A 25,932-nucleotide genomic window follows, 5' to 3' on the forward strand; every position below is an offset into this window, starting at 1 on the left:
CGGGGCAACATGGCGATATATCGGACGTGTCTTGTCAGTGGCAGCCACCCATCGTGCAGCGTTGCTGCCCTGGTGGCGGACGACCACCGCAAGCGATGGAGAATGAGGCTGAAAAGGGATGACCGGCATTGGATCGACTCGCGTAGCTCGACGGAAAGGACACAGTGCGCAAGGGCATGGCGGCGCAATCAGAGCGCGCCGGGTAGTCGTAGCGATAGCGTGAGAGTGCAGGTGCCGGTATTCATCTTTCAAGAAAATCAATTCGCCCAGAGCTTGTCAACTCCAGCCAGCCCTCAGGTGGTGACCGGAGCCGTCGACAGGATGGTCAAAAGATTCTGCGCCTGTATTGCCGCGTCGCGGCCAAGGCCGGTCAGATAACCGCCGTCGGGCTGGGTCACCAAGCCTCGCTCGTGGAGGCGTCTGGTGGCGGCGACCTTCTCCGGCCTTGCCGATGAATGCACCTTGATGCCCTCCTGGGTCGTCGCCAGATTGAACAGGCACAGGACGTTGAGTTCTTCGAGTATGTCTGGCGTGTAGGACATGAATCACCTCGGGTTGTTGTTATGACGCTCTTCACTTTAGGTCAGAAAAAGCCGTTTCTGCCATGCATGGTTGTTAGGTGCTGTCTGAAAAGTCGACGAGCGACGGCAAGACAAGGCGAAAGTCGGCGAAAGAGCGGAGTTTACGCGGTGTAAATGAGCATCTTGAGCCGATTTTTAACGCCGTATCGCCGAGCGCAGTACTTCTCGGACAGTGCCTAGTCGTTCAGCATGCCATGACGCCAGAGCCTCAACAGAGCCTCAGGCGCCCGTGATTCGTCGAGTGACAACGTCCAGGCCGGCGATGCCGTAGCCGTTGGCGAGTCGTTCTCGGCGATCTCGATACACAAGCGCCGTCGATCGGCGCCGCCATCGATATCCGGGTACTGCCTCGCCTGCTCGAGCAGCCCCTGCAGCCATTGACGTTGTTCCTCGGAGCATTGATCGCAGTGGATACGGCGAGGCGCCGCCAAGCCCGGAAAATGCGCAATGCCCCCCTCACGCCGAAGGAGCAGCACACTATGCGACCCCAGCCGGGGCATGGACTGGTTCATGACGTCACCCCCACGCCTCGCCAGGCATCGCGAACGGCCACCACTTCGCGACTGTGCCTGCCGAAGCGTCGGTCGGCGTTGTCTTCGGTCAGCCGGGCAAAGGTGACGAAATCGCAATCGGGATTCAGACGTGGGTCACGCAGGGTGTCGTACCAGATGTGCCCTGGTGCCAGCCAGGCATAGCCTCCCAAGGCCGCCGACACGAGATAGAAGGCACGATTGGGAATGCCTGAGTTGATGTGGACACCGCCATTGTCGGCCTGAGTCTCGACATAGTCGCGCATGTGGCCGGGCTGGGGATCGCGACCGAGCACCGGGTCGTCATAGGCCGTTCCGGGTTCGGCCAGCGAGCGCATGGCGCGGCCAGCGACCCGATCGGTCAACAGCTCGGTACCGATCAGCCAGTCAGCCTGTGCCGCCGTCCTGTTCAGGTAGTGCTGCCTGACCAGGCTGCCGAACACATCCGAAAACGACTCGTTGAGCGCCCCGGACTGGTAGGCATAGACCAGGCCAGCCTCGCGCTCGGTCACGCCATGGGCAAGTTCGTGGGCAACCACGTCGAGCGACGCGGTGAAGCGATTGAACAGTTCGCCGTCGCCATCGCCGAAGACCATCTGCGCCCCGTTCCAGAAGGCGTTATCGTAATCCTGGCCAAAATGCACCGTGCCGATCAGCGGCATGCCTTGACCATCGATGGCATCGCGCGCAAACACCTCCCAGAAAAACCGATAGGTCGCTCCTAACCAACGGTAGGCCTCGTCCACCGCGGGATCACCGCTGGCCTCCTGCCCCTCTGCCCGCACCAGCCGGCCGGGCAGCACCTGGCCATGATCGGCGCTATGGATGTATCGCATGGGCTGTCCGGGCGCCGTTCGCATCGGTGGAGCCGTCGTTTCCTCGACAACATGCGGCCCGCGCCGGGCGCGAAACGTCCGGTCGGTGGTTAGCGTGTGGCGCGCCACGGCCCGAAGCCGCCCGGTATCATGTGCGGCAATCCGCTCCAGCACATAGGGCGGCATGAAACCGTGGCGACGCAAACGGTGATGCAATGACCTCATTCCAAGCCTCTCCTGGCGAACGCTATGATTCGCTGTCTGCCTGGCTTTCAGTGTGGCTCAAGATGCGCCGTTCGTGTCCTGTTCCGCGGTATCCCACCCCTTGAGAAAGTCGATGGCTTCTTGCGCAGCCGGCCACATGACGTTGCCATGATCCTCGTCGGGATAGACATCGAAGCGGGTTACCCATTGTGGGCGAAGACGCTGCAGAACCTGGGCGGCACGGCGGGCATTGTCGACCATGGCATGGGTGCGCTTGTGCTGCGCTCGAGGCGTATCCGCCTCTTCCGCCGCCGGTGTCTGTTCGAGTTCACCGACACCGATCAGGACGTGTCGCACCGGCGCGTCGCCCGATGAATCGAGTTGCGACGTCAGTGCATCGAGTACCTGCCGATGCTGCCACCAGAGCGACGGACTGATGGCAATGTAACGCTCGAAGCTTTGCGGTGCCGTGTGCAGGACATGCATCACGAACAGGCCGCCATAGGAGTGGCCCATCAGCGCCTCACGCGATGCATCGATCGGAAAGCGCTCGGCCATGGCCGGCTTTAGCGTCTGCTCGATGAACGCCAGGAAGCGCTCGGCCCCACCCTGTTCGCGGCCTTCCCCGGCCGGGCCGGAGGTCGGCGGCGTATAGTCGAGCGCCCGACGTGAAACGTCGAAGCGCTCGGTGTCCGGATATCCGATCCCAACGATCAACAACGGGCTTCCACCGCCGTAGGGGCCTTGCCGGGTCAGGGTGTCCCTCGCCATGTGCAGCAGCGGCAACCGGGCATTGCCGTCCAGCACGTAGAGTACGGCATAGCCCTGCTTGGGGGCAGGCGTGCCGGGCACCGACACTTGAATGAGATAATCGCCCCCTGTCTGGGGCGATTGCAACGTGAACGCCTGCGTTCCCGGCAGGGTAACGGCAGGCGTGTCCTGACTGTGAGCCATGGCCGATACCAGTAGCAGGCAATAGAGAAGGCGCGAAAGAAAACGGGAGCGCGACATGCGCTCCCGGGACGGCTTAGAAGTCATAACGCAGCGAGGCGACGATATTGGAAGGGGCCCCTACCATATTGAACGTGTTCGTCCCTCCCACGCGGTTGTAATACTCCCGATCGAAAACGTTGTTGAAATTCAACTGGCCGCTGGCTTGTGATGTGAAATCGTATCCGAGCATGGCGTCGACCACCGCATAACCGGGTGCTTCGACATCGTTGCTGGAACTGAAGTCGCTCAGCGCCGTTATACCGCCACCCACATGCAGCCCTTGCAGGGCGCTACCCGCGAAACTGTACTGGGTCCACAGATTGACGATGTTGTTGGGCATCAGCAGGAAGACACCGTCGTCGCGAGCCGTCGAGGCTTCCTGAACCTCGGTATCGAGATAGGTGTAGCCTGCGATCACGTCCCACTGATCGGTGAGGCTGCCCACCAGCTCGACTTCGGCGCCCTGGATACGCATCTCGCCGACCGGCACTACGTAATCGGCGCCCGTGTCGTCCGGCGTCGCTGCGCGGTTTTCGTCATACAGACGGAAGGCACTGAGACGTGCATTGAGATCGCCGCCGAAATAGCTGCCCTTGATGCCCACTTCGTACTGTTCGCCATCGCGCGGCTCGAGCAGTCCGCCATCGGCAGCGTAACTGGTTTGCGGCTTGAATACCTGCGAGTAGCTGGCATAAAGCGAGTGATTCGCGCCGATGTCGTAGACCAGACCGGCATAGGGCGTGAACTCGCTATCGCTGCGGCTGTCTTCGTCACCGTCCGCCTGTTCGGTGTAGTCGACATCGTAGCGACTCAACCGGCCGCCGGCGATCAGCGCCAACGACTGCACGGGACGCAGGGTCAACTTGGAATACAGCCCCGTTTCCTCGAGCGTGGTATCGGCATAACTATAGCCTCGCCCACTGCTACGCGCGGCGCCCAGGATATCCACGTAATCGAGATCGTTGAGCTCACCGAGGGTCACCCGACCATTGGCCAGGCTCCGCGAACGGCCCGATTCGATCTCCGTCTCGTAGCGCTTGTAATCGCTGCCAATGACGAATTCGCTGACATTGCCGAAAGTCTCGAACGGCTGGCTGTAGCTGGCATCCAGCGATAGCGCCTGCTGGTCGACCCGGCTGCCGATACCCGCCACGCTCAGTGTGCCTGCATCGTCTAGGGCGCTGCCGCCGAAGGCATAATTGTAAGAGGCATTGCGATCGGAGTAACGCGCCGCGATGCGCCCATACCCCCCGTTGGCGAAGCGATGAGTCAATTCGGCAATCCAGTCGTTGGCTTGACTCTGGAAATCGTTCCACTCGGCACCATAGAACGCCGAGCGACGGCTATAGAGCAGACCGCCGTCGCTGCCGACCGGCTGCCCATTGTTGACGACGATATCCTTGGCGTTGCGGATAAAGCCCAGCCCCAGCGTCGTGGCTTCGTCGAGATCGATATCCACCGCCGCATAAACGTCGTTTTGTTCGTTATCGTTACGATCGACGAATTGGGGATGGTCAGTATGATCGATCACGAGCCGGCCGCGAATACGGCCCTCGGCGTCGATCGGCCCCGACAGGTCGGTTTCCACCGAGCCCTGATCGTAGCTGCCGATACTGCCGCTGATATGCCCCTGGAACTCGTCGGTAGGCCGCTTGCGTACCAGATTGACGATACCGCCCATTTCGCTGGTGCTGTTGAACAGGCCGGACGGGCCGCGCATGATCTCGACGCGGTCGAAGGCCACCAATGACGGCACCGACCCGTTGATGCTGGTCATCGGGGCTGGCAGACCGTCGATATTGTACTCGTCGTACTCGTAGCCACGCGCATATATCGACGAGCGTCCATTGTCGTTGCTGAGTACGCGCATGCCCGGCGTGCGGCGTCCCAGCTCGTCGAGGGTCGTGAAATTCTGATCCTCGATGGCATCGCGCGTGACGACCGTGATCGACTGGGGAATGTCGCGCAGCGCCGCGGGCACCTTGGTGCCTACGGTCGCGGCATCGACGTCGTACCCTGCGGTTTGCTCCGAGGGCAGCATTTCATAGAGCCGGTTGCCTTCGACGGTAATCGTGGCGAGACGATCGTTAGAGCTGGCCGTCTGCGTTTCTTGTGCCCAACCGTAGGGGGATGCACTCATCAACAAGGCGCCGCCAATCGCCAGGGACAGCGGCGTTCTTTTCATGTCGCTCAACGTGTTCGTTCCCATGTGTACCTGCCTGCTCAAGTGGCAATGATAATCTATTGCAACAACTGCCAATGCCGAGCATTATTCCAGCTACACGATCGCTTCGCCTTTGCGAAACCGGCGAAATGCTTTGCGAAATCGGCGAACGCCGTCCACGTGAGGAACCTTTTCCACGCCAGGCGCTTTCAGTGACACGAGAATCCGTACCATGCTTGCCTCCTCCCCGCCGATGATCGATCAACAGCGACTCCGCGACATGGCCTCCCAGCTCGTGGCGCATCATGAACTGCACGCCCCGAACTGGGACCAACGCGCGCCCTTGCTCGAAGGCAGCATGCGCATGATCCAGCCACAGCCCGGCATGTACGTCAGGTTGGCGGATGTCAGGGATCGCTACGATCTGATCAGCGAGGCCGAGTTGCCGCCTGGCATTCGACTGGCCCTGGTCCTGTCCGGACAGGCCCGGGTCAGATTCGGCCATCATCAGCTCACGCTGGGACCGGCAAACCGGGAAGGACCTGCGATACAGGCCATGTTGCTCTCGCTCAGGGAAAAGACCGATTTCCAACGCATCGGACGCGCGCACGGGCACGAGCGAACCCTGACGATCACGCTGACACCGGATTGGCTACATCGCCATCAGGCGTCGCATGCCGCCGAGCGGTCGTTGTGGCAGGCGTTGGGGCAGCATCTGGGATTGGCGACGTGGACCCCCTCGGCCGCCGTACTGGAACTGGCGCAACGCCTCTTTTCCGCCCCACAAACGGGAGCGGTGTCCGAACTGAGCGAGCGCTTGACCGTCGAGGGCTGCGCACTGGCGTTGATCGGAGAAGGTTTGTCGGCCACGCGCTTCCCGCCCTCAAGCCATAACGAGCCGCCCCGGCTCGGCAAGGACAGGCGACTGCTACGCCTTCGCGAAATGATCGATAGCGGTGAGGCCCATCACCTTCCCCAGGAGATTCTGGCCGCGCGACTCAACATGAGTTACAGCAGTCTGCAACGTCAGTTCCGGGCAAGGTTCGGTGTCAGCCTGGGGCGTTATCTGCGTGAGCGCCGCCTGCAGGCATCGCGCGAGGCATTGAGCAATGAGGGCATCAGTGTGGAAGCGGCGGCGGCACTGGCCGGTTACACCAGCGCCGCCAATTTCGCCACGGCTTTCAAGCGTCAGTTCGGCATCAACCCCAGCACCTGCCGCCAGCCGTAGGACAGGCACCGCCTCACTGCCTCGGCAGCAACTCCGGCAATGGCGCTCGCAGAATCTCCTCTATCGCGCCCAGCGACCTCACTTCGCCATCCAGGCGTAACTGTGACGTGGGGCTGATGACGGCGATCTGGCGAGGCTGTCCCTTGCTGTCCAGCCGTTGGACCCAACCCTGCGCTCCGCTCGAAAAGCGCACCAAGCTGCCGATCGGATAACGACCGAAGTGGCGAATATAGTGTTGTACCCATTCGCGATCGAACATGCCGGGCCGTCCCAGCATATGCCGATAGGTATCCTCCAGCGACCAGGCCGGTCGATCCGGACGCTGACGCGTCATGGCGTCGACGACATCGACCACCATGGCCATGCGGCTCAGCTCCGGCAGGTCGCTATCCTGCAAGCCGTTGGGATAGCCACTGCCATCGAGGCGTTCGTTGATCTCTCCGGCAACGCTGCGGACCACCTGGGGCGACAGCCAGCGACACGCTTCCAGCTTATCGCGAATCAGTGCGACATGGCCGCTTAGCCGTTCGCGCTGTGCCGCATCGAAGGCAGAGCTGTTGCGCAGCGCGTCGTCCAGCATCGCCTTGCCCAGGTCGTGCACCATGGCGGTCGCCACGATGGCCTTGAGCAACTCCCGCGGTGCCCTGCGCGCCTTGGCCAGGTCGGCCAGGCGAATCGCCACGGCCAAACCGTGCTGAACCAGTTGCGGCTCGTGATGGAGGCAGACACTGGCGAACACCAGTGCCTCGCGGTCTTCCTCGAGCAGCCCCAGCAGCATGTCGCTGTAGCGTGACAACTGTGCACGGTCCAGGGCGCCGTCGTGCTGCAACTGTACCAACTGGGCATTGAGAAAGTCGGCGATCTTGGCCAGCCGGCGCGCCATCGGCGTGGCATAGTCGGCACGCAGCCGGCGGGCGGGCAGTGCCTGCGATGCTGCGGACGCTGCCCGGAACAGCTCCGAGGGGTCCAACGGTTTCTCGCCCTGCGCCGCCTTGCGAACCGCCTCGCGCTCGATCTCCTTGACCAAAAACCAGATCCAGCGCTCCAGCTTGGGTGACGGCGTATCGAACTCGCAGCCCACCAGAGCGCGCTGCCACTTCTCATCGATGCGCACATGGCGCACCCTACCCTGCGCCGCCAAACGCTGTCCGCTGGGGAAAACGGCCTCCAGGCGCGTCAGTCGCTGACCCGACTTCAGCTCGGCGGCTTTGTTCAACGGCAACTGTGCGAGGCAACCTCCCAGTGAAAGGTTGACCAACTCGCCGTAGACCGTCTCGCGCTCGGCGTCGAGTTCCAGCTCCACCGCTACGGTCATGCCAGGGCCAAGTTCGGCCCGGAATGCATTGCGCCGATGCCAGACGTCGAGGCGCGACGGGTATCCACAACTGAACTGCAGGCGCCCCGGCGTGCCGCTCAACGGCAATGCCGTGAGCGGCTCCGTCGATATCATGGCGCCATGCGCCTGACCGGTCAGGCGAAACGGGCGCTCGGCCATCAGCGCACCGGCAATTTCCGGGACGGCACTGATATCGAGCACCAATTGCCGATCTTCCAACACCTCGACGAGGAGCACCGACACCGGTGTCCCATGCTCTTCGAAGCTCAGCGACACGCCACCGGGCTGGCTCATCGCCTCCACCAACTTGGCGATTTCCCCCGCATGCTCGACGGTCGAAGGCGACTCGTTCATCTCGTTCCCTACGCTACGTTCGCTAAGAACGGGGGGCGATGGCCCCCAGCCCGTTATGTTGTCGTTGGCTAGCACGGCCAGCCAAGCGCCGGCTCATGCTTCCAGATCGCCCTGTCGGTAGCCGATCAGATACAGCACGGCATCCAGACCCAACGTGGAGATGGATTGACGTGCCCGACTACGCACCAGGGGCTTGGCCCGGTAGGCAATGCCGAGTCCGGCGGTCGCCAGCATCTTGAGGTCGTTGGCGCCATCGCCCACGGCAATGGTCTGCTCCAGACACAGCCCCTCACGCTCGGCGATCTCGCACAGCAGGGCCGCCTTGCGATCGGCATCGACGATCGGTTCACGCACCTCGCCGGTCACCTTGCCATTCTCGATCACCAGCTCGTTGGCATGGATTTCGTCAAACCCCAGGTGTTTCTGAAGGTGCCGGGCAAAATACGTGAAGCCACCCGAGAGAATCACCGTACGATAGCCCAGGCGCTTGAGATGTTTCATCAAGCGCTCGACGCCATCCATCAACGGAAGCGACTCGGCTATCTCGTTGAGCACACTCTCGTCGAGGCCCTTGAGCTTGCTCATGCGTTCGCGAAAGCTCTGCTGGAAGTCCAGCTCGCCGCGCATGGCCCGCTCGGTGACCGCCGCCACCTCTTCGTAGACGCCATGGCGACGCGCCAATTCATCGATGACCTCGGCCTGGATCAAGGTCGAGTCCATGTCGAAACAGACCAGGCGGCGATGCCGGCGCCAGATGGAATCTTCCTGAATGGCGATATCCACGCCGTGCATGGCCCCCAGCGCCAGGGCCTTTTCACGCAGCGATTCGAGATCGGTCTCCTCGCCGCGTAGCCAGCACTCGACGCACGCACCGTACTCGGGCGCCTCGCCGTCCAGCGGCTCGCGTCCGGACAGTCGGTGGATCAATTCAACGGTCAGGCCGTGCTCGGCGGTCAGTGTGCCCACCTCGGCGAGAATGCCTGCCGGCAAGCGGGGTGCCAGTAGCGTCAGAATCAAGCGTGGCTGGCCTGCCTGGCTGGTCCAGCGTTGGTAGTCGTCGGCACTGACCTGGATCGCCTGGACGTCGAGCCCCAATTCGTCGCCGGCGTCGTTCAGGGTCGCTTCCAGTGCCGCATCCTCATCGAGTCCGACCAGGGCTTCCAGCGACACGATGCCGAACGTCACGCTCTGGTTGATGTCGAGCAGACGGGCACCGCAGCGCTCCAGCGCGCGTCCAAGACCAGCCAGCTGGCCGGGGCGTGCCGTGCCGGTGGCACGGATCAGAATGCGTCGAGTCATGACATTCTCGAATCAGATGAATGGCAGCGGATCGTGGCATGCAGCCACGATCCATGAGGTAACCTGCGTTAAGCCGAAGCCCGAGGTCAGGATTCTACCTCAAGCCGATCGACTTTCTGGAAGCCGCGCGGCAACTTGCTGCCCCGTCGGCCACGCTCACCCACGTAATAATCGAGATCCGTCGCCTTGATGGTCAGCTTGCGCTTGCCGGCATGCACGACCAAGGCCGCGCCTTCGGGCAGAATCTGCAGATCGCGCACGAATTCCTCGCGACGCGAAGCCCGCGTGCCGGGGATGTCGAGCATCTTGTTGCCCTTGCCCTTGGCCATTTCCGGCAACTGATCGACATCGAACAGCAGCAGGCGGCCTTCGTTGGACACCACGGCAACCCTGGCTGCGCTCCCCCCGGGTACCGGTTGCGGTGGCAACACATTGCATCCCTTGGGCACCGACAGTACCGCCTTGCCCGACTTGTTCTTGCCAATCAACTCCTCGAGGCGGGCGATGAACCCGTAGCCGCCATCCGAGGCCAACAAGTAACGGGTATCGGGCGGGGCCAGCATCAAGCCGACCATGTGCGCCCCGGCGGCGGGGTTGATCCGTCCGGTCACCGGTTCGCCCTGGCTACGCGCACTGGGCAGGTTGTGTGCGGCCAGCGTGTAGGTGCGCCCACTGTCGTCGAGCAACACCAGCGGCTGGTTGGTCTTGCCACGCGCCGCCAGATGAAAGCGGTCCCCGGCCTTGAAGGCCAGGCCCGCCGGATCGATCTCGTGGCCCTTGGCACTGCGGATCCAGCCTTTTTCCGAAAGCACCACGGTGACCGGGTCGGCGCCCATCAGCTCGACTTCGGAGAGTGCCTTGGCCTCCTCGCGCTCGACGATCGGCGAGCGCCGGGGGTCGCCATGCTCGCGAGCGGCCTCGCGCAGTTCTTCCTCGATCAGGTCGGTCAGCGCCGCATCGTTGCCGAGCAGCTCCTGCAGGCGCTTGCGCTCGGCCAGCAGCTCGTCCTGCTCGCCGCGAATCTTGAATTCCTCGAGCTTGGCCAGGTGACGCAGGCGCAGCTCCAGAATCGCCTCGGCCTGCCGCTCGGTAAGACCGAAGTCCTGCATCAACGCGGACTTGGGCTCGTCCTCCTCGCGGATGATGCGGATGACCTCGTCGATATTGAGATAGGCGGTCAGCAAGCCCTCGAGAATATGCAGGCGATCCTCGACCTTGCCCAGGCGATGCTCGAGACGCCGGCGCACCGTGGCGCGACGATAGGCCAGCCATTCGCCGAGCATGTCGTTGAGCGGCATGACCCGCGGCCGCCCATCGAGACCGATGATGTTGAGGTTGACGCGGATGTTCTTCTCGAGGTCGGTGGTGGCGAACAGGTGCGCCATCAATGATTCGACATCGACACGGTTGGAACGCGGCTCGATCACCAGCCGGGTCGGCGTCTCGTGGGTCGATTCGTCGCGCAGGTCGGAGACCATCGGCAGCTTCTTGGCCTGCATCTGCGCGGCGATCTGCTCGAGCACCTTGGAACCGCTGACCTGATAAGGCAGCGCAGTGATCACTATGCTGCTCTCTTCCAGCGTGTAGCGCGCGCGAAGCTTGACCGAGCCACGCCCGCTCTCGTAGAGCTTGCGCAGGTCGCTGCGCGAGGTAATGATCTCGGCCTCGGTGGGGAAATCCGGCGCCGGCACGTACTTGACCAGGTCGGTGACCGTCGCCTCGGGATGGCGCAGCAGGTGACAGGTCGCCTCGACGACCTCGTTGACGTTGTGCGGTGGAATGTCGGTGGCCATGCCCACCGCGATCCCCGTGGCGCCATTGAGCAGCACGTGCGGCAAACGCGCCGGCAGCACCGCCGGCTCGTTCATGGTGCCGTCGAAATTGGGCATCCAGTCGACGGTGCCCTGCCCCAGCTCGGCGAGCAACAGCTCGGAAAACTTCGACAGCCGCGCCTCGGTATAGCGCATTGCCGCGAACGACTTGGGATCGTCGGGACTCCCCCAGTTGCCCTGGCCGTCGACCAGCGGATAGCGGTAACTGAACGGCTGCGCCATCAGCACCATGGCTTCGTAGCAGGCGCTGTCGCCATGCGGGTGGAACTTGCCCAGCACGTCGCCGACGGTGCGCGCCGACTTCTTGTACTTGGCGTTGGCGGTCAAGGACAACTCGCGCATGGCATAGACGATGCGTCGCTGTACCGGCTTCATGCCGTCGCCGATATGCGGCAATGCGCGATCGAGAATCACGTACATCGAATAGTCGAGGTACGCCTTTTCGGTGTATTCACGGAGCGACAGGCGTTCGACGTCGCCTTCCGCTACCTGGATATCCATGGTCATTTATCGATTCCTATTCAACGATTCGATCGACCGATCATTGCCTGTCGACATCCCTCGAGGGCATCGCCGAGCGTGACTCAGACAAGGCGAACGATGAGCGGCGAAGCGGAGTTGACTGGCTGTCAATGAGCATTCGGCGCTCAGCGTTCAACGCCGTATGAGCCGCGCGCAGGCATGCTCATACTTCGATGTCGGCCAGGTTGCCGTAGTCTTCCAGCCAGCTCTTGCGATCGCCGGCGCGCTTCTTGGCCAGCAGCATGTCGAGCATCTCGCTGGTGCCATCGCCCTCGACCCGGGTCAGTTGCACCAGGCGCCGCGTATCCACCGCCATGGTGGTCTCGCGCAACTGCAGCGGGCTCATCTCGCCGAGGCCCTTGAAGCGCTGCACGTTGGGTGTCCCGCGCTTGCCCTCGAGGCGCTTGAGGATCGCCGCTTTCTCGCTCTCGTCGAGGGCATAGTGCACCTCCTTGCCGAGATCGATGCGATACAGCGGCGGCATCGCCACGTAGACATGACCGGCATCGACCAGCGCGGGAAAGTGACGCACGAACAGCGCGCACAGCAGGGTGGCTATGTGCAGACCGTCGGAGTCGGCATCGGCGAGGATGCAAACCTTGTGGTAGCGCAGCTTGGACAGATCGTCGCTGGCCGGATCGGTGCCGATGGCCACGGCAATGTCGTGCACTTCCTGGGAACCGTAGATATCGTGGGAGTCGACTTCCCAGGTATTGAGAATCTTGCCGCGCAGCGGCAGGATCGCCTGGGTCTCGCGGTCGCGGGCCTGCTTGGCGCTGCCACCCGCGGAGTCACCCTCGACCAGAAACAGCTCGCTCGCCACCGGGTCCTGTCCCGAGCAATCGGCCAGTTTGCCGGGCAGTGCCGGCCCGGCGGTGACCTTCTTGCGCGCCACCTTCTTGGCGCTCTTCTGGCGTCGCTGGGCAGCGCTGATGACCATGTCGGCCAGCGCCTCGGCCTGATCGACGTGATGATTGAGCCACAGCGAGAAGGCGTCCTTGACCACGCCGGAAACGAACCCGGCTACGGTGCGTGACGACAGGCGCTCCTTGGTCTGGCCGGCGAACTGCGGATCGAGCATCTTCACCGACAGCACGAAGGAGACGCGCTCCCACAGGTCGTCGGGTGTGAGCTTGACGCCCCGCGGCAGCAGGCTGCGGTAGTCGCAGAATTCGCGCAGCGCCTCGAGCAGCCCCGAACGCAGGCCATTGACGTGCGTGCCGCCCAATGGCGTGGGGATCAGGTTGACGTAGCTTTCCATCAGCGGCTCGCCGCCCTCCGGCAACCACTGGATCGCCCAATCGACGGCCTGCTCGTCATCGGCAAAGTGGCCGATGAACGGCGATGGCGGCAAAACCTCGTAGCCGTCGGTGGCCTGGGCCAGGTAATCGCGCAGGCCATCCTCGTACTGCCAGGTGCTCTGGGTGCCGTCGGTCTCGGTCAATACCACCTTGAGCCCGGGGCACAGTACCGCCTTGGCACGCAACAAATGTTTCAGTCGCGGTAGCGACAGCTTGGGCGAGTCGAAGTATTCCACCTCGGGCCAGAAGCGCACCACGGTTCCTGTCGCGCGCTTGGGGCAGGCCCCGATGACGGACAGCTCTTCGACCTTCTCGCCCTTCTCGAAGGCGATGGCGTGACGCTGACCGTCACGGCACACCTCCACCTCCAGCCGCTGCGACAACGCGTTGACGACCGAGACGCCAACGCCGTGCAGGCCACCGGAGAAGCGGTAGCTGGACTGCGAGAATTTGCCGCCCGCATGCAGTTTGGTGAGAATCAGCTCGACCCCCGACAGTCCATGCTCGGGGTGGAGGTCGATGGGCATGCCACGCCCATCGTCGGTCACCTCGATGCCGCCGTCATCGAGCAGGCGCACCTGGATCTCGCGGGCATGCCCGGCCAAGGCCTCGTCGACGCTGTTGTCGATGACTTCCTGAGCCAGATGATTGGGGCGGGTCGTATCGGTATACATGCCGGGGCGCTTGCGCACCGGCTCGAGGCCGGAAAGGACCTCGATCGAAGTGGCGCTGTATTGCGTCATGCGTTGTCCATGATGCTGTATTGTCTCAGGGAGCGGTGCCGGACACCTCGTCGACGGCGGATGGTACATCGTCCAGCCGATGTCCACCGTGAGCCAGCACGGCGGGCAGAAATTCACGCAAACGACTGAAGCCGTGATCGCCACCGGGCAGGAGGAGCGTACGGCACCCTGCATATGCCTGGAAGGCCTCGCGACAGTCAAGCGTCTCATCGGCCGTGCCGAGCAGCAGCAGGTAGCGCTGCGGCGTCAGGCTCGCCGGCGTCAAGGCCTGCAACTCGTCCCGATGGGACGCCTCGATGACGAAGCGTTCGCCGGTATAGTCATTGACGAACGCCATGCCCCGCCACTCGCTGACCAGCCGGGCCGGCTCCACGGCCGGATTGATCACCACCGCCGGCAGCGCGAAACGCTCCGCCAGGCAGGTCGCCAGGAAACCGCCCATCGAACTACCCACCAACAGCGTATTGTCTCCCAGACTTCGTAATACCTTTTCGGCCGTTTCGTAGGCCGCTTGAGGGTGGTGCGGCAATTGTGGCGTCAGGCAGGCCAGTGGCCTGCCTCGATGGTCGATGCGCGCACAGGCGGCGCGCATCAGTCTGGCCTTGGGCGACTCGCTGCCGCTGTTGAAGCCATGCAGATAGAGCACGCCATCGACGGGCGACACTGCCGACGCTAGGCTCAGCATACCTCAAAACCTGGACAAATAAACAGTATCAATAGTCACTTTCCCGCCATACCGCCTCGATCAGGCCACGACTGGAATCGTCCAGCGACTCGATACCCTCGTGAGAGGTAAGGATCTGCTCGGTCTGAGTGGCGATCTTCTTGCCCAGCTCGACCCCCCACTGATCGAAGGGATTGATGTCCCAGATGGTCGCCTGGACGAACACCTTATGTTCGTAGAGTGCGACCAACGCGCCCAACGTTTCCGGGGTCAGGCGGTCGAGCAGCAGCGTGGTCGACGGCTGGTTGCCGCGATAGCGCTTGTGGCTGGGGCGCGGGCCGTCGTCCTCGATGGCGTCGTCACCCAGCATCAGCACGCGCGACTGGGCGAAGCAGTTGGCCAGGGTCAGGCGGTGCTGGCCCTTGAGGTGCTTGCGCGTCGCTTCGTCCTCGACGCGGTCGTAACGTCGAATGGGCGCGATGAAATCGCACTCGACGGGTTGCGTGCCCTGATGCAGCAACTGATAGAAAGCGTGCTGGGCATTGGGGCCCAACTGCCCCCAGAGCACCGGGCAGGTGGAGTAGGTGACGCTGTCGCCTTCGTTGGTGACCGATTTGCCGTTGGACTCCATCTCCAGCTGCTCGAGGTAACTGGCGAAATATTCCAGGCGCCCATCGTAGGGCAGGATCGAGTGGGCGCGAATATCGAGGAAATTGACGTTCCATATCCCCGCCAGCGCCAGCAGTACCGGCAGGTTGTCGGCCAGCTCCGCCGTGGCGAAATGACGGTCCATGGCATGCGCCCCGTCGAGTAGCGCACGGAAATTGTCCATACCCACGGCCAGGGCGATCGGCAGGCCGATAGCCCCCCACAGCGAATAGCGCCCCCCGACCCACTCCCAGAACTCCAGCTGGTTGCACTCGCTGATCCCCCATTCGCTCATCTTCTCGCGACTGGCGGAGACGCCGATGAAGTGCTGGCGCATCACCAGCCCGTCGACGTCGTCACCGTCGGCCAGATGGGAAAACAGCCAGTCGCGGGCGGTCAACGCGTTGGACAGGGTATCGATGGTCGTGAACGACTTCGACGAGATCACGAACAGCGTGGTCTCGGGATTGAGGCGCGCCAGATAGTCGGCGAGCTGCGAGCCGTCCATGGTCGAGGCGAAGTGCACTTCCACGGGATGCACGTCGCGCGGACGATAGTCGGCCAGCGCATGAGTCACCATCAGCGGCCCCAGGTCGGAGCCGCCGACACCCAGGTTGACCACGTCGGTAATCGCTCGCCCCGTTGCGCCCCGCCACTGCCCGGCGTGGAATTTGGCCACCATGGTCGCCATGTGATCGAGGGTACGATGCACGCCAGGCACCACGTCTTCGCCATCCACCTCGAGCTTGGCATCCGCCGGCAGGCGCAACGCGGTATGCAATGCAGGACGATCCTCGGACAGGTTGACCCGCGCCCCGGAGAGCAGCCGATCGATCGCCGCCGGCACGTCGGCGGCACGTGCCAGTTCGAGCAGCATCTCCAGCGTTTCGTCCCGCCAGCGCTGCTTGGACAGGTCGAGCATCATGCCGGCAGCGCGCCGGGCATAGCGTTCATGCCGTCCATCCTGCTCCTGGAACAGGTCCTTGAGATGGACCTTGCGCATGGCTTCGGCATGCTGGCTCAACGCTTGCCAGGCCTGCTGCTGATCGATCGGTTCACGTGTCGTCATCGACTATCTCTCCTTGAACGCGGGTGGGTTCCGTCCTGGCCTGCGGGTGCAAGCCCGGCTGCAGGCACGTAAAATGACGTTTTGCGCCATCATCGCGCCCCATAGACCGTTTGCGAATATCCATGAGTGATTCATCTTACCGTGACGCGATCTTTACGACACCCCTGGATCGTGTCGCGTCGTTTTCTTTCGACGAACAGGTCGTCGCCTGCTTTCCCGACATGATTCGCCGCTCGGTACCCGGCTACGGCCAGATACTTGGCATGCTCGGCGTCCTCGCCGAGCGTCACCTGCGGCATGGCGGCCATGTCTACGATCTCGGCTGTTCGCTTGGCGCTGTAGGTCTGGCGCTGGCCGGCAGGCTGCCACCGGACGCCTTCACCCTGACCGGTATCGACCTGTCACCCGCCATGGTCAGTCGAGCGCGCACCCTCCTGGCCGAGGAATGCCCCGAGCACCGTATCGATATCGTCGAGGGGGATATCCGCCAGGTCGATTACCGGCCAGCCAGCATGATCGTGCTCAACTTCACGCTGCAGTTCCTGTCGCCGAGCGATCGCGACGGGGTGATTGCGCGACTCCACGAGGCGCTGGAACCCGGTGGCGTGCTGATTCTATCGGAAAAGATCGTCGCCGCGGACGAGCAGGAGAATGCCTGGCTAGTGGAGCGCTACCACGACTTCAAGCGGGCCAATGGCTATAGCGACCTGGAAATCAGCCAGAAACGCACGGCGCTGGAGAACGTGTTGATCCCCGATACGCTGGACGCGCATCATGCGCGCCTGGCGAGCGCTGGCTTCAGCCGGGTGACGACCTGGTTCCAGTATCTCAATTTCGCTTCGATGATCGCCTTCAAGGATGCCTGACGTGCCAACGCCCGATGCCGCCCAGCAGGCGCTCTATCACGCTTTCGTGGATCACGGCCTGACCCGCTGGCTAGCGCGCCTGCCCGAACAGTTGGCCAGCGGTCTCGACCGCAAGCGTTACGGCGACCTTCCGGCCTGGGAGAAAGCCGTGGCCAAGCTGCCCGTACTGCCCGAAACGCGCCAGGTTTTCCTCGATCGCGACCGGGTCAGCGTCGATGTCGAGCTGAGCGATGCTCAGCGTCGCCAGTCGGAGAACCTGCTGCGCAAGCTGATGCCGTGGCGCAAGGGCCCGTTCGCGTTGGGCGGTATCGAGATCGATACCGAGTGGCGTTCGGACTGGAAGTGGCAGCGCGTCGCCCCCCACCTAGCCCCACTGGCAGGACGCAAGGTGCTCGACGTGGGCGGTGGCAGCGGGTATCACGCCTGGCGCATGGCCGGTGCCGGCGCCGCCTTCGTGCTGGTGATCGATCCTTCGCCGCGCTTCTATTACCAGTTCCAGGCAGTCAGGCATTTCGTCGGCAAGGCCGACGACGGGCGTACGCATTTCCTGCCGGTGGGCATCGAAGACGTTCCCGACAATCTCGAAGCCTTCGACACGGTGTTCTCGATGGGCGTGCTCTATCATCGTCCGTCGCCACTCGATCATCTGCTGCAGCTCAGGGGCGCCCTGCGCCCTGGCGGCGAGCTGGTGCTGGAGACCCTCGTCGTCGAGGGCGATAGCGCTACCGTGTTCATGCCCGGCGAACGCTACGCCGCCATGCCCAACGTGTACTTTCTGCCCTCCTCGGCCGCGCTGGCGCAGTGGCTCGAACGCTGCGGCTTCAGCAACGTGCGCGTCGTCGACGAAGCCGCAACCAGTCTCGACGAACAGCGCTCGACAGACTGGATGACCTTCCAATCGCTGGCCGATTTCCTCCACCCTGCAGACCGCACGCGGACCCTCGAAGGCTATCCGGCGCCGCGCCGCGCCGTGGTCATTGCCGAGCGCTCCTGAGCGCGGCGATTGCATCGACAGCGACTTTCGTGCTGGCCCGCCATTTGGCCTTGACCTCAGGCGATGCGCAAATAAAAATTATTCGCACATAAGTTGCTCCGCGTTCGGGAGAACGTCATGGTACAGGCCGATACGTTGTTCGAAGTCTACCAAGAGGCACGCCAACGCGCGCCGCACATCGACAGTCGCAGCTTGGCACGACTACTGGATACCAGCGAGGGAGACATACAAGCCGCCCGGCTGGGTCGCGGCGTGACCACGCTGGCGATAACCCCCTGCGATCTGGTGATGCTACTGCCCAGGTTGGGGCCGCTGGAGGTCATCAGCCAGGCCCCCCATGCAGTGCTGGCTAGCCGCCTCGACGCCTGCCGAGTGACCGGCAACCGGCACCACGCCAGCCTTGGCGACGACCATGCGTTGGCCGTACAGCTATTGCTGCCATCCTGGTACTGGGTCGCCCTTTCACGTGAGCAGCCCCAGGAGCGCGACGAGGTGCTGCCCTGCGTGCAGATCTTCGATCGTTTCGGCCGCGTGCTGCATCGGCTCTACCTGCGTGAGCCGAGCCGCGCTCGGCTCACGTTGCTCGACTGCTATCGCACCGATCGGATTCCGAGCTTTGCCCGCTGCATCGAGACGACGACAGAGCCCAATCTGCCGGCCGATCGGCAGCTGTTGACCGAGTGGCGCGCCATGAGCTGCGACGACGATTTCGCCGCCTTGCTGCACCGCCACCAGCTGAGCCGGCTAGACGCCTGCCGTGCGGTAGCCGGCCACTTCAGTCAGCCGATCACCACGCAACATTTCGTTCTCGCCCTGGAGCGCTTATGCGTCCATCGCCAGCACACCGAGGTCAGCCTGCTCAACGGCGCCGGCATGCACGCTCACTGTGAGTGTTTCGAACGTTTTCAACGTCGCTGCCCGGATAGCCTGTCACTGCAGAGCAACGCCTTGACGCTGACACTGGACAGCGACTCGCTGGCAGAAGCCTGGCTAGTAACCCGCCCAAGCGCGCGTGGGCTAACGTCTCACCTGGAGGCGTTCGATGCTCAGGGGCGGCTGATGGTGTCACTGGGTTCTGCCTGAAACACGTCGACCCGCCGGAAATGAACCGTCCTCTGCATGACGTCGGTTCACAAGGCGGGTCGACGGGGCAATACGCTGGGTGGGGTTATTCCACGCTGGCCGTGTCGGCTTCGCGCATCAGGGCATCGAACGACATCCCGGCCCTGGTCGGCACACTCGGCACCGTGACTGCTTGTACGTCACCCCCCGTGTCATGGTCGCGGGTCGCTGCATATTTGACCGCCTCTACCGCACTCCTGCCATGGTCGATGGCGGCCAAAGCCCATTTCCAGCCGGTGCCGTAAGCGACCGGCCCTGTCACCGGCATTCTGACCAGACGATCGAACATCTCGAACACCCCGTTGGGCCCGGCAATGATCATCTCGAGTCGCGAGACATGCGGCTTGGCATCGCGTGGCGCACCGGCATTCAGCCATTCCATGACTTCCCACCATCCCTGCTGCTCTCCGGCGAAGGCGACCCATTCACCGTTATCGAGCTTGAAGAGCTTCTGTGCATGGTTGTACGTCGAACCATTGACGCTGATCAGCGAATCCGTCGCCAGTGTCGTTCCGTCCCATACGATGGTAGTCATCTGCATACCTCTAGTTATAGGAATGGCCTACTGCGGCTCCGACCTTTCTCGCTTGCCTAACGTTACGATATAGACAAAAAAAGGAGGGATTCGTCACCAATGATGCCGTTTTGTTTCCGCGCTCATCGTCGAAATAACGCCCTCCCTGCCCGCCTAATCCGATCATTGTTCGTAAAGACAGCGGGCCCTGCCGATGTCTCGACAGGGCCCGCAGCGCTTCATCCCAACGGGTGTTACCTGTTCAGCAGCTCGCGTACGTCCTTGGCTTCCCAGTGCGGGAAATACTTGCGCACCAGCGCATTGAGCTCGACCTCGAAGGCCTGCCAGTCGACCTCATGGGTCGCTCCGCCCTGGCCTTCGGCCACGCTGCGGATCATTCCGGCACCCACGGTGACGTTGCTCAGTCGATCGATGACGATGAAGCTGCCCGTGCCCGGGCTGGTGCGGTAGTCGTCGACCGGCACCGGCGCGGTCAGTTCGACCCGGCAGCGGCCAATGGCGTTCAGGCCCAATCGTTCGGCGGCGTGGTGTTCCAGCGCGTTGACGTCGATCTGGTAGTCGATGGCGCTGACCTGGCCCGCCAGGTCGCGGGTGGCGAGCTTGAGATCGTAGAGTTTGCCGGGCGCGAGCGCGTCCTCGTGCATCCACACGATATCCGCCGCGAACGCGTTCGACAGCGGCACCTCGGCGTCCGCCGCGACCAGCCAGTCGCCGCGCGAGATGTCGATCTCGTCATGCAGGGTCACGGTGATCGCCTGGCCCGGGTAGGCGGCGTCGAGATCGCCGTCGAAGGTGACGATGCGCTCCACCGTGGAGGTCTTGCCCGAGGGCAGCGCCTTGACCTGTTGCCCGGGACGCAGAATACCGGCGGCCAGGGTGCCGCAGTAGCCGCGAAAATCCAGATTGGGGCGGTTGACGTACTGCACCGGCAGGCGCAGGTCGGTGAGGTTCTGGTCGTGGCTGATCTCGACATTCTCGAGCAACTCGAGCAGCGCCGGCCCCTGCTCACCGTTTACCTGGTACCACGGCGTATGCTCGCTCTTGTTGACGACGTTGTCGCCTTCCAGTGCCGAAAGCGGCACGAAGCGGATGTCGCGGGCATCGAGTTTCTCGGCGAATTGGCGGTACTCGGCGACGATCTCGTCGAAGCGCGCCTGCGAATAATCGACCAGATCCATCTTGTTGACCGCGATCACCAGGTGCTGGATGCCCAGCAGGTCGGCGATGAAGCTGTGCCGGCGGGTCTGGGTCTGCACCCCGTAACGAGCGTCGATCAGAATCACCGCCAGGCTGGCCGTGGAAGCGCCGGTGGCCATGTTGCGGGTGTACTGCTCGTGCCCCGGGGTGTCGGCGATGATGAACTTGCGCTTGTCGGTGGAGAAGAAGCGATAGGCGACATCGATGGTGATGCCCTGCTCGCGCTCCGACTGCAACCCGTCGACCAGCAGCGCCAGGTCGACCTTGTCGCCGGTGGTGCCGCTCTTCTTCGAGTCACGGGTGATCGCGGCGAGCTGGTCCTCGTAGATCATCTTCGAGTCGTGCAGCAACCGCCCGATCAGGGTCGACTTGCCGTCGTCGACGCTGCCGCAGGTGATGAAGCGCAGCAGGTCCTTGTTCTCGTGCTCGTGCAGGTACTGCTCGATATTGTCTGCGATTAGAGAAGACTGATGGGCCATGATGGAATCCCGAAAAACAATGATCAGACGCTGAGCGAAACGTCAGCGAGCGATGGCCAGACTAGGCGAACAGCGGCTAGAAATATCCCTCGCGCTTCTTGCGCTCCATGCTGCCCGCCTGGTCATGATCGATGGCCCGGCCGCTGCGCTCGCTGGTGCGGGTCAACAGCATTTCCTGAATGATCTCGGGCAGCGTGGCGGCCTTGGATTCCACCGCGCCGGTCAGCGGGTAACAACCCAGCGTGCGGAAACGCACCCACTTTTCCTGCGGCACTTCGCCGGCTTCCAGCGGCAGGCGCTCGTCGTCGACCATGATCTGCATGCCGTCGCGCTCGACCACCGGGCGCGGCGCGGCGTAATACAGCGGCACGATGGGAATCGACTCGAGGTAGATGTACTGCCAGATGTCCAGCTCGGTCCAGTTGGAGAGCGGGAACACGCGGATCGATTCGCCCTTGTTGACCTTGGCGTTGTAGACGTTCCACAGCTCGGGGCGCTGATTCTTGGGGTCCCAGCGGTGGTAGCGGTCGCGAAACGAGTAGACGCGTTCCTTGGCCCGCGAGGCTTCCTCGTCGCGGCGTGCCCCGCCGAAGGCGGCGTCGAAGCCGTACTTGTCCAGCGCCTGCTTGAGCGACTGGGTCTTCATGATATCGGTGTACTTGGCGCTGCCGTGCTCGAACGGGTTGATGTTCGCGGCGCGACCTTCCTCGTTGATATGCTCGATCAGTTCCATCCCGGCATCCGCGGCCATGCGATCACGGAACTCGATCATCTCGCGGAACTTCCAGGTGGTGTTGACGTGCATCAGGGGGAACGGTGGCGTGCCCGGATAGAAGGCCTTGCGCGCCAGGTGCAGCATCACCGAGGAGTCCTTGCCGATGGAGTACAGCATCACCGGGTTGCGGAACTCGGCGGCGACTTCACGGATGATATGGATCGACTCCGCCTCGAGCTGCTTGAGGTGAGTCTGGCGTTCAGGGGAAAGCATTGCGCGTGCAACCTCTCGATGACAACGGCGCCTTGGCATGGCAAGGCGCCTTGAAAACGTGGTCAGCATAGGCGCCGGGACGCGACGCTGGTCATGGAGGCTACGTTACCGATCCTGCAACGATAACGTCAAAGAATTAAGAACTATTCCTTAAGCATTACAAGCTATAAGGGCCGGGCGTCGCCACGTCGATCATACATCGACGCGCTCGACCCAGGTCGAGAAGCGATCTCCCTCCAGGTCGACGACGCGCAAGCCCGGACGTGACGCTTCGTCGACGGCAAACTCCGGGGAACCGCCCAGAAATTGATCCGAAGTGGAAGGGCAGCCATAGACGGCAATCTCGCCGAACGGCGACGCATGGCGTGCCGCAAAGGCCTGATGAATATGCCCGAAGACGATCCCTCTCACCTGGCCGTAGGCCGCCAGGGTCTGCCACAGGGCTTCCCTGTCGGTGAGTCCAATGGCGTCCATCCATGCCGACCCGACCTCGACCGGCGGATGGTGCATGGCCAGCAGGGTCGGGCGGTCGTCCTCTTCCAGACGCCACGCCAGTTCCTGCAATTGGGTTTGACCGAGTTCGCCATGTACCTGTCCGGGCACTTGCGTGTCGAGGATCAGCAGCCGCCAATGATCGAGATCGACTTCATCATGGATTTCATGCAAGTCCGTCATGAGCTGCGCCCGGTCATGGTTGCCGGTAAACCAGAACCACGGACAGTCGAAGCCGGAAAAGGCCTCGAAGGCATGACGGTACGAGGCCGATGTCTCGTCCTGACTGACGTCGCCCGTCACCAGCACCACGTCGGGGCGCAGTGCACGCGCTCTCTCAAGCACGGCATGTAGCTGACGCAGCGGAAGCCCCTTGCGCGACTGCGCATCGGGATTGGCGTATAGATGACAATCGGTAATCTGGACCAGCCGCATCAGGCCACGGCTCCATCTGTCGTCGCTGGCATGGATCAGCGCAGCTCCTGAAGAGCGGCATGGCCGTGGGCGAGCCCATGATCCAGCCACTCGCCGAGAAAACGATTGAGCTGCAGCTTCTCGTCGGGCTGATGCATACGCGGATTGGGATAGCGATACCGGCCACTGAAATGGCGCTGACGCTGAAAATCGGTGACTTCGGCCATGCGCACGTCGTGATAGAGGTGCACGACCATGCGCGGCGTGTCGACGATACCGTCGAGCACACCGGTCTGACACACGCGGACGATGGTGGTATAGGGCGCACGCTCGACGACTTCGAGCCATAGCGTACCGAAACGCCCCGAGTTGCCGGAAAGTGGCACTTCTCGCACATCGCCCGCCTCCAGCGAGCCCAGCAGACGGGACATGCGCACGTAATTGGCCGTGCCCTCCGCCTGCAGACTCTTGAGATCGGTTACATAAGCGGTTCTTGCCACAGACTATCTCCTTGCTCGCAATGATGCCCGTTCGCGTGCCAGCCAGTAAAACGCGATCAGGCACATGGCGTTGTCGAGTCGTCCGGCGTCGAGAAGTTCCCAAGCGCGAGCGAAAGGTATCACATGAACCAGGATATCCTCATTTTCGTCTTCCAGCCCATGAACGCCGCCCAGGCCACACGAGTCGACCAGGCCCAGAAACAGGGTGACCTGCTCGTCACAGGCGCCGGGGCTGGGGTAGTAGGTATGCAGCTCGATCAATTCCCCAATGGTACAGCCCGCTTCCTCGACGGCTTCACGACGCGCCACATCCGCAGGATTTTCGCCCTGCTCGACCAGCCCTGCCACTGGCTCCAGCTTCCATGGGCTTCGGGCATCGTCGAGGGCACCGGCACGTACCTGCTCGACCAGCACCACACTGTCCCGTTCGACGTCATAGAGCAGCACGCCCACGGCATCGCGACGCACATGGACTTCGCGCGTTATCACATCGCTCCAGCCGCCATTGAACAGGCGATGCCGCAACTGGCGCTTCTCGAGGCGAAAGAACCCCTGTTGCAGCGTCTGCGTTTCCACCCGCTCGACATCGTCGCGGCCAAAGCGTGGCGTGTCGTGCAACGTCTCCTCTGCCATGGCAGCCTCCCTGGCGGTCGTCGATCGGCGTACCGGTACTACCGTACGCATGAACCGTCATTATCCCGACCCGCTTGATGGATTCCAACCACGGCAGAGGTTTTCATTAGCCGTTGAAGGATCTATCCCAGCTTATCAGCCAACGCTCTGGCCTCTTCCCGCAATTCCTCGTCGGAGGCCTCACGTCCTTGGCGCGGCATGCCTTCGATGGCGCGCCTGGCATGGGTCAGTGCCTCTGACTCGCGCCCCTCATCGGCGAGGAACTCAGCGTAATAGTAATTGACGTCGATACCGTTGGGACGCACCTCCAGGGCCTGACGGAACATGGACTCGGCCTTGTCGCTGTCGCCGAACCCGATCGGCCAGCCTGGCACCTTGTCGTATAACGCCCCCAGCGTGACATAGGCCGATGCATCGCTGCCGCGTGCGTCGAGCTGGATAGCGCGCTCAAGCGACGCACGCGCCTGCTTGGCCAGGCTCAGTGCCCCCATGCCGCCTTCGGCTCGTGCCGCAGAGGCCTGAACGATACCCAACCAAGTGAACGTTTCGGCACTGTCGGGATAGCGATCCGCCAGGACCTCCAACTCGCCGGCCAGCGATGACAGCGCCTTGGCTCGTGCATCCTCGGGTGTCTGGGTAGTGATGTGCTCCCAGCGATTCTTGATGGCGAAGAGTTCGCTGTCCTGAGCCAGAGCGGGGGGTGCAGTCAGCAACGTGGCCAGGCTCAACAGACAGGCCGGCAACAGACGATAACGGAACATGGCGACTCCTTGAGATACGTTATGCTTGTTTGTCGGCTGCCGGCGTCTTTCGCCGCGCGTTTCGGCAGCCTCGAAGAGAATGTAACGAACGTTTGAATCATTCGCTAGCCAAGAGAAGCAATCGACGATGAAAGGCCGCAACATGACGCGCTGGCGGGACCCGGCCAAGGATCCACGCCAGGAAAAGAAGAGCAACCTGATCACACCGCAGGGCTATGCGCGACTCAAGGGCATTCACGACCACCTGTCGCGGGTACGCCGCCCCGAAATCTCCGCCAAGGTCGGCGAAGCCGCCGCGCTCGGCGATCGTAGCGAAAATGCCGATTACACCTACAACAAGAAAGAGCTCAACCGCGTGATTGCCCGTATCCGCTACCTGGGCAAGCGGCTCGATGAGCTGCAGGTGGTCGACCGGTTACCGGCCGACACCGATCGCGTCTATTTCGGCGCCTTCGTCACACTCGAAGACGAGGATGGCGAGGAGATGCGCATTCGCATCGTCGGTCACGACGAGACCGATACCGGCAAGCGCTGGATCAGCGTCGACGCTCCGTTGGCCCGCGCCCTACTCGGCAAGACGCTTGACGACGACGTGAGCGTCGCCGCACCGGGCGGGGAAACCACTTATATCGTCACCGACATCGAGTATCACGAACCTTGATTGGCAG

General features: G+C 62.8%; 23 protein-coding genes. 5 read left to right on the forward strand and 18 right to left on the reverse strand.

The window, feature by feature from the left end; genetic code table 11:
- Positions 1-293 precede the first annotated feature (293 nt).
- The 5 genes from MHM84_RS11160 to MHM84_RS11180 form a co-directional block, all read right to left on the reverse strand.
- Positions 294-542 carry a TIGR02647 family protein gene (locus MHM84_RS11160; protein WP_239266066.1) on the reverse strand — a complete coding sequence of 83 codons (249 nt, stop codon included), beginning with the start codon at positions 540-542 and terminating at the stop codon, positions 294-296.
- Between the two features lie 215 nt (positions 543-757).
- On the reverse strand, positions 758-1,093 hold the full coding sequence (locus MHM84_RS11165; RefSeq protein WP_239266069.1) for a protealysin inhibitor emfourin: 336 nt from the start codon (positions 1,091-1,093) through the stop codon (positions 758-760).
- Entirely contained in the window at positions 1,090-2,151 is a 1,062-nt protein-coding gene (locus tag MHM84_RS11170) for a M4 family metallopeptidase (protein WP_239266072.1), read from the reverse strand. Before MHM84_RS11170 ends, MHM84_RS11165 begins: the two co-directional genes overlap by 4 nt.
- A 57-nt stretch (positions 2,152-2,208) precedes the next feature.
- Positions 2,209-3,141: an alpha/beta hydrolase-fold protein gene (locus MHM84_RS11175; protein WP_239266074.1), complete on the reverse strand. Its 933-nt coding sequence runs from the start codon at positions 3,139-3,141 to the stop codon at positions 2,209-2,211.
- Between the two features lie 16 nt (positions 3,142-3,157).
- Positions 3,158-5,332, reverse strand: a complete 2,175-nt coding sequence (locus MHM84_RS11180) for a TonB-dependent siderophore receptor (RefSeq protein ID WP_239266076.1) — start codon at positions 5,330-5,332, stop codon at positions 3,158-3,160.
- 187 nt (positions 5,333-5,519) lie between these two features.
- Here MHM84_RS11180 and MHM84_RS11185 point away from each other — a divergent pair, with 187 nt between their 5' ends.
- Positions 5,520-6,515, forward strand: coding sequence for an AraC family transcriptional regulator (locus MHM84_RS11185; protein ID WP_239266078.1), 996 nt, complete (start codon positions 5,520-5,522; stop codon positions 6,513-6,515).
- A gap of 13 nt (positions 6,516-6,528) precedes the next feature.
- Here the strand turns inward: MHM84_RS11185 and MHM84_RS11190 are convergent, their stop codons facing one another.
- The 6 genes from MHM84_RS11190 to pgi all read right to left on the reverse strand — a co-directional run bounded on the left by MHM84_RS11190 (position 6,529) and on the right by pgi (position 16,283).
- A complete protein-coding gene (locus MHM84_RS11190; RefSeq protein WP_239266080.1) occupies positions 6,529-8,205 on the reverse strand; it encodes an HD domain-containing phosphohydrolase in 1,677 nt (558 codons plus the stop codon).
- A gap of 93 nt (positions 8,206-8,298) precedes the next feature.
- Positions 8,299-9,504: a phosphoserine phosphatase SerB gene (serB, locus tag MHM84_RS11195; RefSeq protein ID WP_239266082.1), complete on the reverse strand. Its 1,206-nt coding sequence runs from the start codon at positions 9,502-9,504 to the stop codon at positions 8,299-8,301.
- 86 nt (positions 9,505-9,590) lie between these two features.
- On the reverse strand, positions 9,591-11,843 hold the full coding sequence (gene parC, locus MHM84_RS11200) for a DNA topoisomerase IV subunit A (RefSeq protein ID WP_239266084.1): 2,253 nt from the start codon (positions 11,841-11,843) through the stop codon (positions 9,591-9,593).
- A 178-nt stretch (positions 11,844-12,021) separates the two neighbouring features.
- Entirely contained in the window at positions 12,022-13,902 is a 1,881-nt protein-coding gene (gene parE / locus MHM84_RS11205) for a DNA topoisomerase IV subunit B (protein ID WP_239266086.1), read from the reverse strand.
- Positions 13,903-13,927: 25 nt separating this feature from the next.
- The gene (locus tag MHM84_RS11210) at positions 13,928-14,587 is read right to left on the reverse strand and encodes a YqiA/YcfP family alpha/beta fold hydrolase (RefSeq protein ID WP_239266088.1); all 660 of its coding nucleotides are present in this window, start codon (positions 14,585-14,587) and stop codon (positions 13,928-13,930) included.
- 28 nt (positions 14,588-14,615) lie between these two features.
- A complete protein-coding gene (pgi, locus tag MHM84_RS11215) occupies positions 14,616-16,283 on the reverse strand; it encodes a glucose-6-phosphate isomerase (RefSeq protein ID WP_239266091.1) in 1,668 nt (555 codons plus the stop codon).
- A gap of 122 nt (positions 16,284-16,405) precedes the next feature.
- Here pgi and cmoA point away from each other — a divergent pair, with 122 nt between their 5' ends.
- From cmoA to MHM84_RS11230, 3 genes are all read left to right on the forward strand, one after another.
- A complete protein-coding gene (cmoA, locus tag MHM84_RS11220) occupies positions 16,406-17,149 on the forward strand; it encodes a carboxy-S-adenosyl-L-methionine synthase CmoA (protein WP_239266093.1) in 744 nt (247 codons plus the stop codon).
- Between the two features lies 1 nt (position 17,150).
- Positions 17,151-18,143 carry a tRNA 5-methoxyuridine(34)/uridine 5-oxyacetic acid(34) synthase CmoB gene (gene cmoB, locus MHM84_RS11225; protein WP_239266096.1) on the forward strand — a complete coding sequence of 331 codons (993 nt, stop codon included), beginning with the start codon at positions 17,151-17,153 and terminating at the stop codon, positions 18,141-18,143.
- Positions 18,144-18,260: 117 nt separating this feature from the next.
- Positions 18,261-19,226: a hypothetical protein gene (locus tag MHM84_RS11230; RefSeq protein WP_239266099.1), complete on the forward strand. Its 966-nt coding sequence runs from the start codon at positions 18,261-18,263 to the stop codon at positions 19,224-19,226.
- An 85-nt stretch (positions 19,227-19,311) separates the two neighbouring features.
- On the opposite strand, the gene MHM84_RS11235 is transcribed toward MHM84_RS11230, so the two are convergent.
- From MHM84_RS11235 to MHM84_RS11265, 7 genes are all read right to left on the reverse strand, one after another.
- A complete protein-coding gene (locus tag MHM84_RS11235; protein WP_239266101.1) occupies positions 19,312-19,800 on the reverse strand; it encodes a 20S proteasome subunit A/B in 489 nt (162 codons plus the stop codon).
- A 233-nt stretch (positions 19,801-20,033) separates the two neighbouring features.
- Complete coding sequence (gene cysN, locus MHM84_RS11240; RefSeq protein WP_239266103.1) at positions 20,034-21,476, reverse strand: sulfate adenylyltransferase subunit CysN; 1,443 nt, start codon at positions 21,474-21,476, stop codon at positions 20,034-20,036.
- Between the two features lie 76 nt (positions 21,477-21,552).
- Positions 21,553-22,464, reverse strand: coding sequence for a sulfate adenylyltransferase subunit CysD (gene cysD / locus MHM84_RS11245; protein ID WP_239266105.1), 912 nt, complete (start codon positions 22,462-22,464; stop codon positions 21,553-21,555).
- A 192-nt stretch (positions 22,465-22,656) separates the two neighbouring features.
- Complete coding sequence (locus MHM84_RS11250; protein ID WP_239266107.1) at positions 22,657-23,391, reverse strand: metallophosphoesterase; 735 nt, start codon at positions 23,389-23,391, stop codon at positions 22,657-22,659.
- Between the two features lie 35 nt (positions 23,392-23,426).
- Positions 23,427-23,870: a DUF1249 domain-containing protein gene (locus tag MHM84_RS11255; RefSeq protein ID WP_239266109.1), complete on the reverse strand. Its 444-nt coding sequence runs from the start codon at positions 23,868-23,870 to the stop codon at positions 23,427-23,429.
- Positions 23,871-23,873: 3 nt separating this feature from the next.
- Entirely contained in the window at positions 23,874-24,503 is a 630-nt protein-coding gene (locus tag MHM84_RS11260) for an NUDIX domain-containing protein (protein WP_239266111.1), read from the reverse strand.
- Positions 24,504-24,625: 122 nt separating this feature from the next.
- A complete protein-coding gene (locus MHM84_RS11265; protein WP_239266113.1) occupies positions 24,626-25,264 on the reverse strand; it encodes a hypothetical protein in 639 nt (212 codons plus the stop codon).
- 127 nt (positions 25,265-25,391) lie between these two features.
- Between MHM84_RS11265 and greB the strand changes: the two genes are divergently transcribed.
- Positions 25,392-25,925, forward strand: coding sequence for a transcription elongation factor GreB (gene greB / locus MHM84_RS11270; protein WP_239266115.1), 534 nt, complete (start codon positions 25,392-25,394; stop codon positions 25,923-25,925).
- The last annotated feature ends 7 nt before the right edge of the window (positions 25,926-25,932 follow it).

This window comes from Halomonas sp. McH1-25 (assembly GCF_022348165.1).
Taxonomy (GTDB): domain Bacteria; phylum Pseudomonadota; class Gammaproteobacteria; order Pseudomonadales; family Halomonadaceae; genus Modicisalibacter.

Coding starts and splice junctions, on each gene's coding strand:
- MHM84_RS11190 (WP_239266080.1), bottom strand. CDS start 8,205: ATGAACGAGTCGCCTTCGACCGTCGAGCATGCGGGGGAAATCGCCAAG.
- MHM84_RS11250 (WP_239266107.1), bottom strand. CDS start 23,391: ATGCGGCTGGTCCAGATTACCGATTGTCATCTATACGCCAATCCCGAT.
- pgi (WP_239266091.1), bottom strand. CDS start 16,283: ATGACGACACGTGAACCGATCGATCAGCAGCAGGCCTGGCAAGCGTTG.
- MHM84_RS11210 (WP_239266088.1), bottom strand. CDS start 14,587: ATGCTGAGCCTAGCGTCGGCAGTGTCGCCCGTCGATGGCGTGCTCTAT.
- greB (WP_239266115.1), top strand. CDS start 25,392: ATGAAAGGCCGCAACATGACGCGCTGGCGGGACCCGGCCAAGGATCCA.
- cmoA (WP_239266093.1), top strand. CDS start 16,406: ATGAGTGATTCATCTTACCGTGACGCGATCTTTACGACACCCCTGGAT.
- MHM84_RS11170 (WP_239266072.1), bottom strand. CDS start 2,151: ATGAGGTCATTGCATCACCGTTTGCGTCGCCACGGTTTCATGCCGCCC.
- MHM84_RS11175 (WP_239266074.1), bottom strand. CDS start 3,141: ATGTCGCGCTCCCGTTTTCTTTCGCGCCTTCTCTATTGCCTGCTACTG.
- serB (WP_239266082.1), bottom strand. CDS start 9,504: ATGACTCGACGCATTCTGATCCGTGCCACCGGCACGGCACGCCCCGGC.
- MHM84_RS11265 (WP_239266113.1), bottom strand. CDS start 25,264: ATGTTCCGTTATCGTCTGTTGCCGGCCTGTCTGTTGAGCCTGGCCACG.
- MHM84_RS11185 (WP_239266078.1), top strand. CDS start 5,520: ATGCTTGCCTCCTCCCCGCCGATGATCGATCAACAGCGACTCCGCGAC.
- cysD (WP_239266105.1), bottom strand. CDS start 22,464: ATGCTTTCCCCTGAACGCCAGACTCACCTCAAGCAGCTCGAGGCGGAG.
- parC (WP_239266084.1), bottom strand. CDS start 11,843: ATGACCATGGATATCCAGGTAGCGGAAGGCGACGTCGAACGCCTGTCG.
- MHM84_RS11260 (WP_239266111.1), bottom strand. CDS start 24,503: ATGGCAGAGGAGACGTTGCACGACACGCCACGCTTTGGCCGCGACGAT.
- MHM84_RS11235 (WP_239266101.1), bottom strand. CDS start 19,800: ATGACTACCATCGTATGGGACGGAACGACACTGGCGACGGATTCGCTG.
- MHM84_RS11180 (WP_239266076.1), bottom strand. CDS start 5,332: ATGGGAACGAACACGTTGAGCGACATGAAAAGAACGCCGCTGTCCCTG.
- cysN (WP_239266103.1), bottom strand. CDS start 21,476: ATGGCCCATCAGTCTTCTCTAATCGCAGACAATATCGAGCAGTACCTG.
- MHM84_RS11230 (WP_239266099.1), top strand. CDS start 18,261: ATGGTACAGGCCGATACGTTGTTCGAAGTCTACCAAGAGGCACGCCAA.
- parE (WP_239266086.1), bottom strand. CDS start 13,902: ATGACGCAATACAGCGCCACTTCGATCGAGGTCCTTTCCGGCCTCGAG.
- MHM84_RS11165 (WP_239266069.1), bottom strand. CDS start 1,093: ATGAACCAGTCCATGCCCCGGCTGGGGTCGCATAGTGTGCTGCTCCTT.
- MHM84_RS11160 (WP_239266066.1), bottom strand. CDS start 542: ATGTCCTACACGCCAGACATACTCGAAGAACTCAACGTCCTGTGCCTG.